The following is a 9,123-nucleotide window of genomic DNA, read 5'->3' on the forward strand; positions in this document are numbered from 1 at the left end:
CCGCTCCCGGCCCTCGTGCCGCAAACGCACCTCGTCGCCGACGCGGACGCCGTGCGCGGGCTTCACGCGCTCACCGTTGACGCGCACGTGGCCGCCCCGCGAGGCCGTCGCCCCCGCCGGCATCCGCGACCGCGGCGCGGGCCGCCCGACGAAGCGCGACCGCCGCGAGATGGAACGCCTGCGCGGAGTGACGGGCCCGGGCAGCGTGTCCGGCCCCGGCCCCGTTCCCGGCAAGGGCTTCGGCGGCGCCCCGGGCAAGCCCAGGCCGTGAGCCGGGCGAGGAGCTCATTTCACCCCGTGGACCGGCGTCCGGGGGCCGGGGATCGGCCCTCGACCCCGCTCAGGACACAGCCGAGGTCCTGAGGCGCCCCGGTCGCACCCGGTCGCACCCCGTCACGCCCGTCGCCGCAGCAACCGCAGCAGATCCGCGTTGTGCCGCCGCCGCGCCCACGCTATGAGAAGGAGCGGCACGATGAGGATCAGCGGCGTCGCCGCGTACTGCCCGTCGAAGACGGCTGTCTGCACGATGAACGCTCCCACCATCAACGCACTCAGCGCCATCGCCGCCACCGACTGGAGCACCGGGATCAACAGGGCTGTCGCCCCGGCCAGTTCGAGCGCGCCGATGGTGTACATCCCCGGGCTGCCCCAGCCGAGCCGCTCGAACGACTCGGCAGCCGACGGGTGTCCGATCAGCTTGGGCAGGGCGCTCGCAACGGCGTAGAAGAGGGCGAGCAGCACCTGAAGCGTGCGCAGCGCGATGCGAGCACGCCTTCCGCGAGCGGTGGCGGACTCGGCGATGACGACGCCGGCCGGGGTGCGATCGGCGGTGACGGAGGCGGTGGTCTCGGACATGAAGGTCTCCTGGGGAAGGGTCCGTGCTGGTGTCGGAGAGGTAGACCGGTCCGCGTCCCTGAACTCATCGCCGCCGGGGAGCATCGAGCAGACTGCCGCGCCGGCCGGGCCGCCTAGACCGCCACCGCCCGCACCCATATCCGGTCCTCCGTCAGATAGCGGTCCACGCGCAGGCCCGCCTCCGCCAGGGCCTCCTCGAACTGCTCCTTGGTCAGTGGTCGCGCCCGGAACGTCTGGGTCCAGACCGCGTCCGGGAACTCGTACTCCGCGCGAACCGAGTTGACCCCGTCGCCGAGCGGCTCCGAAGACGCGATCCGTACGGTGAGGCCGCTGGGGTCCTTGCGCTCGCGCGGCACATTGTCGTGGTAGTCCTCGCCCTCCCGCTGGATCAACACACAGCCGTCCGCCGCGACATGGCGCACGCAGGTGCGCAGCAGGCCCCGCCGCACCTCGATGTCCCCCGCGTGCACGAGGAAGGACGCGAGAAGCACCACGTCGAACGTCTCCCCCAGGTCCAGGTCCTCGATCGGGCCGCAGATGGTCCGCGCGCCGCGCACGCGCTCCAGCATCGCTGCGGACTCGTCCACCGCCGTGACCGTGAACCCGCGCTCCAGCAGTGCATGGGTCATGCGGCCCACCCCGCTGCCGAGCTCCAGGATGCGCGCGCCCTCGGGGGCCGCGGCGGCGATGATCTCCGGTTCGTCCCCGACGGGCAGCCGTGAGTAGAGCTCCACCGCGCAGCCGTCCGGGGTGATGGCCCCGGGTCCCGTCCCCTCGTACCCCTCACGCATTTTCATCTCCATGCCCGTCCAACGGGCCCCATCCGCACACCCGTTCCCGCGACGGCCTTCTTCACCCGTCCGAGTGAACGAGACCGTGCGAGCGGGGAGTTGAGGAGCATCGCAGACGAGGTTGAGGCACATTGCCGACGGAGTTGAGGCACATCGCCGCCGGGGCGGTTCGCAGCGATGCCCCCAGCGGGCCCCGTCGGCTACAGCCGAAACCAGCCGTGCCCCACATACCAGTGGCCGCCCGCCCGCAGGTGGTCCCCCACAGCCCGCTCCACGGACGTACGCCTCGGCAGGCCGGCCACCGGCAGGTCCGGGTCGCCGAAGACGAAGCGCACCGGTTCGCCGTCCGCCGGTTCCGGCTCTTCGCCGGGGTCACGCCCGGGCTCGAAACGTCCCTGGAACCGGACGATGTTGGAGTCGGGGTCGAGGTGGCGCTTCAGCTGCGGGTCGAGCAGCCAGGAGTGGCACACCGCGACCCGAGGTCGCTCCAGCGGAAAGTGACGGGCGAAGAACTCCCGGGCGAGCTCCAGCGAACGGTCGCAGGCCGCCGGTGACAGCGCCCCGTGGAAGTCCGGGATGTGCAGATTGAGGCAGGGCTCCCCCGGTACCGCGTCCAGCCCGGCCGCCGCCACCGCCCGCCCCGTCCGCGGCCCGAGGCGTGCTCGCTCGAACTGGAGCCGTCCCAGTTGGTACAGCTCACCCCGGAAGTGGTGCGTGAGCCACTGCGGCACCTCCATCCCTCCGCTCCCGCGCCGCCGTCGGTGGAACGCCATGTTCCGCCCCAGGTCGGCGAGGGTCCGGCGGCTGACGTCGGCCGTGACACCCCGCTCGCGGTGATACGCGCGTGTGCGGGGCAACGCCGCGACGAACACGAACACGGCGAAGTACCGGCCCAGCGCGGCCGGGGCTTCGGCGACGCGCCCGGCGAGCGGCACCTCGATGCCGACCTCGCCGATGTCCCGCAGCAGATCCTCGACGCACTCCTCCAGGAGCCCCATGGCCCGGGCATCCGCGGTGAGGGTGCGCCGCAGGGCGACCAGGTCGTTGATGTCCTCGTGCGGCACCGCCAGATCGAGCAGGATCTCGGGCAGTGCGTCGGCGTCCGGCAGCATGCGCGGCTCCCCACTCGACCTTGGTGATCCCTCGCCACGAAGAGTACGTTGCAAGCAGGAGTGGTGATCGACGATGCGTACCGGCAGTGAACCGCGGACCGCGCGCAGTGCCCTGCGGGCGCGCTTCTGGCTGAGCGTGTGGGGGCTGGTCTGGGCGCTCTTCGGGACGGTGGCGTTCGCGATCGCCGGGCGTAACGGCTGGGCCATCGCCTGCGGTGTGCTGCTGCTGATCGTCACAATCGATCTGGCCGTCGTCCTGCGCCACATCCGTCAGGGCCCGCACTACCAGCCGGGCCGTGACATCCCGCCCTACCGGCCGCCGGACGAACGCCCCTGACGCGGGCGGGAGCGGCCGGTCACGAGTCGAAGCGCGCGGCCTCCAGGAACTCGGGGTTCGGATCCAGCGCGGCCGCCAGGCGGAAGTGGCGCCTGGCCTGGTCGGGACGGCCCTGGCGCTCATAGGTGCGGGCGAGCGCGAAGTGCGCGAACGCGTTGTCCGGCTCCCGTTCCAGAACGATCTGGAACTCCAGCTCCGCCGGCCTGAGCTGCGCCGCCGCGAAGAAGGCCCGCGCCCGCAGCAGCCGGGCCGCGGTGTTCTCCGGGTGCGTGGCGATCACGCCGTCGAGCAGCTTCACCGCGCCCCGCGGGTCCCGCGCCGCGAGCAGTTGCTCGGCGGCACGGAAGTCGATGACGTGCGTCTCCGGGGTACGTCCGGTGGAACCGCTGGTCTCGGGCACGGCAGAGTCCTTCCCTCACTGCAGGGGTTCAACGCCCCCACGCAGTGCCGCTATTCCGCGGGAGACGGCCGGGACGCCTGCGACCTGCGCACCAGCTCGGCCCACACGTCCTTCACGCGCTGCTCCAGCTCCTCCAGCGGGACGTCGTTGTCGATCACGATGTCCGCGATCTCCCGGCGCTGCTCGCGCGTCGCCTGGGCGGCCATCCGGGCCCGGGCGTCCTCCTCGGTCATGCCGCGCAGCCGCACGAGCCGGTCGAGCTGGGTCTCCGGGGCGACGTCGACGACGATCACCAGGTCGTACAGCGGCGCCAGGCCGTTCTCCGTGAGGAGCGGGACGTCGTGGAGCACGACCGCGTCGTCGGCGGCGGCCTCCTCCAGCTCGCGTGAGCGGGCGCCCACCAGGGGGTGCACGATCGAGTTGAGGGTGGCGAGCTTCTCCGCGTCGGAGAAGACGATGGCGCCGAGGCGGGGCCGGTCCAGGCTGCCGTCGGCGGCGAGGATCTCCTCCCCGAAGGCCTCGACGACCGAGGCGAGCCCCGGCGTCCCCGGTGCGACGACCTCCCGCGCGATGCGGTCCGCGTCGACCAGCACGGCCCCGCACGCGACGAGCAGCCGTGACACCTCACTCTTGCCGGCACCGATGCCCCCGGTCAGGCCCACCTTCAGCATGTCCCGCAGCTTAGGCCCTGCCACTGACAGGGCCCTCGCCCGGGCCGGGTGACGGGATCAGTTGTCGCCTTCGCGTTCCGCCAGGAACTTCTCGAACTCCTGGCCGATCTCGTCCGCCGACGGGATGTCCACCGGCTCGGCGAGCATGTTGCCCCGGGTCTCGGCGCCCGCGACGGCGTCGTACTGGTGCTCCAGGCCCTCGATGAGCGCGCTGAGGTCCTCGTCGCCCTCGCGGATCTGCCGGTCGATCTCCGTCTGGGTGCGGTGGGCGTCCGAGCGCAGGGCATGGGCGATGCCCGGCAGGACCAGTCCGGTCGCCGCCGTGATGGCCTCCAGGACCGTCAGGGCCGCGTCCGGGTAGGGCGAGCGGGCGATGTAGTGCGGGACGTGGGCGGCGACGCCCAGGACGTCGTGCCCCGCCTGGAGCAGGCGGTACTCGACGAGGGACTCGGCGCTGCCGGGCACCTGCGCCTCCTCGAACGGGCTGGGGTGGCCCGGGACGAGGTCGGTGCGGTTGCCGTGCGGGGTGAGGCCCACGGGCCGGGTGTGCGGGACACCCATGGGGATGCCGTGGAAGTTCACGGAGAGCCGGACGCCGAGCCGCTCCACGATCTGCTTCACGGCGGCGGCGAAGCGCTCCCACTCCACGTCCGGCTCGGGCCCGGACAGCAGCAGGAAGGGCGCGCCGGTGGCGTCCTGCACGAGCCGCACCTCGAGGGCGGGGTCCTCGTAGTCGGTCCAGCGGTCGCGCTTGAAGGTCAGCAGCGGGCGGCGGGCGCGGTAGTCCACGAGCCGGTCGTGGTCGAAGCGGGCGACGACCTGGTGGGGCAGGGAGTCGAGCACCCGGTCGACGATCTGGTCGCCCGTCTCGCCGGCGTCGATGTATCCGTCGAAGTGGTAGAGCATGACAAGTCCGGCCGACTCCTGGGCGAGCGCCATGTCGACGACGGCCAGCCCCTTCGGCTCCCAGGCGTACAAACCCTGCGGATCAAGCACAGTGACCGCTCCTCCTCGTGTTCACACTCCACAACGCCGTTGCCGGCGCGGGCATTCCCGCAGGAGGAGATCCATGATCTTGGCAGCGGAGGCAAGGCCCCTTGGGGGCGCGAGGAACTGCGCGACAAGCCCCCACGGCCCGCAGCCGGACGATGGCCCGAAAACACCAAGGGGCCGCACCTCGAAAGGTACGGCCCCTCGGTCAGGAGCTACAGCTCAGTGGGCGTTCAGCTCTGCCCACCGGCCAGCTTCTCGCGAAGCGCGGCCAGCGCCTCGTCCGAGGCCAGCGCGCCGGAGTTGTCCGGGCCCTCGGAGGAGTACGAACCGCCACCACCGGACGCGGCCGGAGCGGCGGCCTCGCCACCCTCGGCAGCGGCCTTCTCGTCCGCCTCGCGGGACTTGATGACCTGCGCCTGGTGCTGCTCGAAGCGCTGCTGCGCCTCGGCGTACTGGGTCTCCCACGCCTCGCGCTGGGTCTCGTAGCCCTCGAGCCAGTCGTTGGTCTCGGGGTCGAAGCCCTCGGGGTAGATGTAGTTGCCCTGGTCGTCGTAGGACGCGGCCATGCCGTACAGGGTCGGGTCGAACTCGACCGAGGCCGGGTCGGCACCGAAGGACTCGTTGGCCTGCTTCAGCGAGAGGCTGATGCGACGGCGCTCGAGGTCGATGTCGATGACCTTGACGAAGATCTCGTCGTTGACCTGGACGACCTGCTCCGGGATCTCCACGTGGCGCTCGGCCAGCTCGGAGATGTGGACCAGACCCTCGATGCCCTCGTCCACGCGGACGAACGCACCGAACGGAACCAGCTTCGTGACCTTGCCGGGCACGACCTGGCCGATCTGGTGGGTGCGGGCGAACTGCTGCCACGGGTCTTCCTGGGTCGCCTTCAGCGACAGGGAGACACGCTCGCGGTCCATGTCGACGTCGAGGACCTCGACGGTGACTTCCTGGCCGACCTCGACAACCTCGGACGGGTGGTCGATGTGCTTCCAGGAGAGCTCGGAGACGTGGACCAGACCGTCGACGCCACCCAGGTCCACGAAGGCACCGAAGTTGACGATCGAGGAGACGACGCCGGAACGGACCTGACCCTTCTGGAGGGTCGTGAGGAACGTCTGGCGGACCTCGGACTGGGTCTGCTCCAGCCAGGCACGGCGGGACAGGACCACGTTGTTGCGGTTCTTGTCCAGCTCGATGATCTTGGCCTCGAGCTCCTTGCCCACGTAGGGCTGGAGGTCGCGGACGCGGCGCATCTCGACCAGGGAGGCCGGGAGGAAGCCACGGAGGCCGATGTCGAGGATGAGGCCACCCTTGACGACCTCGATGACGGTACCGGTGACGATCCCGTCCTCTTCCTTGATCTTCTCGATGGTGCCCCAGGCACGCTCGTACTGGGCGCGCTTCTTCGAGAGGATCAGGCGGCCTTCCTTGTCCTCCTTCTGGAGAACAAGGGCCTCGATCTCGTCACCGACGGCGACGACCTCGTTCGGGTCGACGTCGTGCTTGATCGAGAGCTCGCGGCTCGGGATCACACCTTCGGTCTTGTAACCGATGTCGAGCAGGACCTCGTCCCGGTCGACCTTCACGATGACGCCGTCGACGATGTCGCCGTCGTTGAAGTACTTGATCGTCTCGTCGATCGCGGCGAGGAAGGCTTCCTCGTTACCGATGTCGTTGACCGCTACCTGCGGGGTGGTGGCGGTGGTCTCGGTGCTGCTCGTCATGTGGGAAAGGGCTCCGGTACGGACATTGAAGTCGTAGGTACTGCTACGCCGGGAGCCCGTTTCGCTCTGCAGAAGCCGGACAGCCAAGGAAGCGCCACTCAGGAACGGTGACGCCTCGACAACCGAGGGGACATACATACAGATGCGAGCGCAGCCTGCTACGTCTGAGGTGCGCAGGCCCGCAGCGCAACTTGTAGCATACGGGGGCAGCCGGGCAGGGTCAATGCGCGAAGCCGCCCACGCGGGGCGGATCGCCGCATAACCGGCACAAGTCCTGTCGTTCGAGGCCACACAGGCCGAACGACGCCCCCTTTTGTGCCACCGCCGGGGCCGGCTGGACGGAAGAGTACGACGAGGGAGCCGATCATCCAAGAGTCCGAAGCGTCCGAACCCGAGGCCACCCGGCGCGATGCCGATGTCACGGAAAGCTCCCGGGCCAATCGTGGCTGGTGGGACCGCAACGCGGACGAGTACCAGGTCGAGCACGGCACGTTCCTCGGCGACGACCGCTTCGTGTGGGGCCCCGAGGGACTGGACGAGGTGGAGGCCGAACTGCTCGGCCCGCCGGAGGAGCTGAAGGGCCGCGACGTCCTGGAGATCGGGGCCGGCGCCGCCCAGTGCTCGCGCTGGCTGACCGCTCAGGGTGCGCGCCCGGTCGCCCTGGACATCTCGCACCGGCAGCTGCAGCACGCGCTGCGCATCGGCGGTTCCTTCCCCCTGGTGTGCGCCGACGCCGGCGCGCTCCCCTTCGCGGACGGCTCCTTCGACCTGGCCTGCTCGGCGTACGGGGCGCTGCCTTTCGTCGCCGATCCGCGACTGGTCCTGCGCGAGGTGCGCCGGGTGCTGCTGCCCGGGGGCCGTCTCGTCTTCTCGGTGACGCATCCGATCCGCTGGGCCTTCCCGGACGAGCCGGGGCCGGAGGGGCTGTCGGTGTCGGGCTCCTACTTCGACCGCACTCCCTATGTCGAGCAGGACGACGAGGGCCGGGCGGTCTACGTCGAGCACCACCGCACGCTGGGCGACCGCGTCCGCGACGTCGTCGCGTCGGGCTTCCGCCTCGTCGACCTGGTGGAGCCCGAGTGGCCCGCCTGGAACACCTCCGAGTGGGGCGGCTGGTCGCCGCTGCGCGGGAACCTGATCCCGGGCACGGCGATCTTCGTGTGCGAGCGGGACTGAGGCACGCGCGCGTGGGACCCCGTCCCGGACGTACGACACTGAGGGCGTGATCCGTTACGACGCCCTGGAGTCCCTGCCCGTACGCGGTGCCCTGCCCGCCCTGGACGACGCCCTGGAGGGGCACGGCACCGCCGTCCTCGTGGCGCCGCCCGGCACCGGCAAGACGACCCTGGTGCCGCTCGCGCTGGCGGGACTGCTCGGGGAGGGGCCCGGGCGGCGGGTGATCGTGGCCGAGCCGCGGCGGATCGCGGCCCGGGCCGCGGCGCGGCGGATGGCGTGGCTGCTGGGCGAGAAGCCCGGCGAGAGCGTCGGCTACACCGTGCGCGGGGAACGGGTCGTCGGGCGGCACACGCGCGTGGAGGTCGTCACGACCGGTGTGCTGGTGCAGCGGCTGCAACGCGACCAGGAGCTGCCCGGTGCCGACGTGGTGGTGCTCGACGAGTGCCACGAGCGGCACCTGGACGCGGACACGGCGGCGGCCTTCCTGTGGGACGTACGCCAGACCCTGCGCCCGGAGCTGCGGCTGGTGGCCGCCTCGGCGACGACCGACGCGCAGGGGTGGGCGCGGCTGCTGGGCGGGGCGCCGGTGGTCGAGGCGCACGGCACGGCCCATCCGGTGGAGGCCGTGTGGGCGCCGCCGGTGCGGCCGGTACGCCCGCCGCACGGGATGCGGGTCGACCCGGCCCTGCTGACCCATGTGGCGTCCGTGGTGCGGCGGGCGCTGGCCGAGCGGGACGGGGACGTGCTGTGTTTCCTGCCGGGAGTGGGCGAGATCGCCAGGGTCGCCGGGCAGCTCGGCGGACTCGGTGACGTCGAGGTGCTCCAGGTGCACGGGCGGGCGCCGGCGGCGGTGCAGGACGCGGTGCTGGCTCCCGGGGAGCGGCGGCGGGTGGTGCTGGCCACGTCCGTCGCGGAGTCGTCGCTGACCGTGCCCGGGGTGCGGGTGGTCGTGGACGCGGGGCTGGCGCGTGAGCCGCGGGTGGACCACGCGCGCGGGCTGAGCGCGCTGACGACGGTACGGGCTTCCCGGGCGGCCGGGCGGCAGCCCCGCGTCCACGACC

The 9,123-nt window shown here is 71.6% G+C and carries 11 protein-coding genes; 3 read left to right on the top strand and 8 right to left on the bottom strand.

All coding sequences use genetic code 11. The features are described from left to right. The 4 genes from K4G64_RS36675 to K4G64_RS36695 all read right to left on the bottom strand — a co-directional run. The coding region (locus tag K4G64_RS36675; protein WP_260461488.1) for a S4 domain-containing protein at positions 1-123 on the bottom strand (123 nt) is incomplete at its 3' end. Positions 124-393: 270 nt separating this feature from the next. Then, positions 394-855, bottom strand: a complete 462-nt coding sequence (locus K4G64_RS36685) for a DoxX family protein (RefSeq protein ID WP_221760212.1) — start codon at positions 853-855, stop codon at positions 394-396. A 113-nt stretch (positions 856-968) separates the two neighbouring features. Further along, the gene (locus tag K4G64_RS36690; protein WP_260461487.1) at positions 969-1,646 is read right to left on the bottom strand and encodes a bifunctional 2-polyprenyl-6-hydroxyphenol methylase/3-demethylubiquinol 3-O-methyltransferase UbiG; all 678 of its coding nucleotides are present in this window, start codon (positions 1,644-1,646) and stop codon (positions 969-971) included. Between the two features lie 200 nt (positions 1,647-1,846). After that, positions 1,847-2,758 (bottom strand): acyltransferase domain-containing protein, encoded by a 912-nt coding sequence (locus K4G64_RS36695; protein WP_221760214.1) that lies wholly within the window; start codon positions 2,756-2,758, stop codon positions 1,847-1,849. A 73-nt stretch (positions 2,759-2,831) separates the two neighbouring features. Here K4G64_RS36695 and K4G64_RS36700 point away from each other — a divergent pair, with 73 nt between their 5' ends. Further along, positions 2,832-3,095 carry a DUF6343 family protein gene (locus K4G64_RS36700; protein WP_221760215.1) on the top strand — a complete coding sequence of 88 codons (264 nt, stop codon included), beginning with the start codon at positions 2,832-2,834 and terminating at the stop codon, positions 3,093-3,095. Between the two features lie 19 nt (positions 3,096-3,114). Here K4G64_RS36700 and K4G64_RS36705 read toward each other — a convergent pair whose 3' ends face one another. The 4 genes from K4G64_RS36705 to rpsA all read right to left on the bottom strand — a co-directional run bounded on the left by K4G64_RS36705 (position 3,115) and on the right by rpsA (position 6,886). After that, positions 3,115-3,495 (bottom strand): tetratricopeptide repeat protein, encoded by a 381-nt coding sequence (locus tag K4G64_RS36705; protein ID WP_221760216.1) that lies wholly within the window; start codon positions 3,493-3,495, stop codon positions 3,115-3,117. A 50-nt stretch (positions 3,496-3,545) separates the two neighbouring features. Continuing rightward, on the bottom strand, positions 3,546-4,166 hold the full coding sequence (gene coaE, locus K4G64_RS36710; RefSeq protein ID WP_221760217.1) for a dephospho-CoA kinase: 621 nt from the start codon (positions 4,164-4,166) through the stop codon (positions 3,546-3,548). 57 nt (positions 4,167-4,223) lie between these two features. Beyond that, positions 4,224-5,162 carry a PAC2 family protein gene (locus K4G64_RS36715; RefSeq protein ID WP_190897979.1) on the bottom strand — a complete coding sequence of 313 codons (939 nt, stop codon included), beginning with the start codon at positions 5,160-5,162 and terminating at the stop codon, positions 4,224-4,226. Between the two features lie 227 nt (positions 5,163-5,389). Beyond that, positions 5,390-6,886 (bottom strand): 30S ribosomal protein S1, encoded by a 1,497-nt coding sequence (rpsA, locus tag K4G64_RS36720; RefSeq protein WP_161368364.1) that lies wholly within the window; start codon positions 6,884-6,886, stop codon positions 5,390-5,392. 315 nt (positions 6,887-7,201) lie between these two features. Here rpsA and K4G64_RS36725 point away from each other — a divergent pair, with 315 nt between their 5' ends. After that, a complete protein-coding gene (locus K4G64_RS36725; RefSeq protein ID WP_221760218.1) occupies positions 7,202-8,062 on the top strand; it encodes a class I SAM-dependent methyltransferase in 861 nt (286 codons plus the stop codon). 46 nt (positions 8,063-8,108) lie between these two features. Then, positions 8,109-9,123 (top strand): DEAD/DEAH box helicase (locus K4G64_RS36730; RefSeq protein WP_221760219.1); only part of this gene is annotated, 1,015 nt, incomplete at its 3' end.

The sequence above is a fragment of the Streptomyces sp. WAC04114 genome (genome assembly GCF_019733245.1).
Classification (GTDB): Bacteria; Actinomycetota; Actinomycetes; order Streptomycetales; family Streptomycetaceae; genus Streptomyces; species Streptomyces massasporeus_A.

Bases quoted from the DNA above. Each gene is read 5' to 3' on its own strand.
- K4G64_RS36685 (WP_221760212.1), bottom strand. From the start codon at position 855: ATGTCCGAGACCACCGCCTCCGTCACCGCCGATCGCACCCCGGCCGGC.
- K4G64_RS36690 (WP_260461487.1), bottom strand. From the start codon at position 1,646: ATGCGTGAGGGGTACGAGGGGACGGGACCCGGGGCCATCACCCCGGAC.
- K4G64_RS36695 (WP_221760214.1), bottom strand. From the start codon at position 2,758: ATGCTGCCGGACGCCGACGCACTGCCCGAGATCCTGCTCGATCTGGCG.
- K4G64_RS36700 (WP_221760215.1), top strand. From the start codon at position 2,832: ATGCGTACCGGCAGTGAACCGCGGACCGCGCGCAGTGCCCTGCGGGCG.
- coaE (WP_221760217.1), bottom strand. From the start codon at position 4,166: ATGCTGAAGGTGGGCCTGACCGGGGGCATCGGTGCCGGCAAGAGTGAG.
- rpsA (WP_161368364.1), bottom strand. From the start codon at position 6,886: ATGACGAGCAGCACCGAGACCACCGCCACCACCCCGCAGGTAGCGGTC.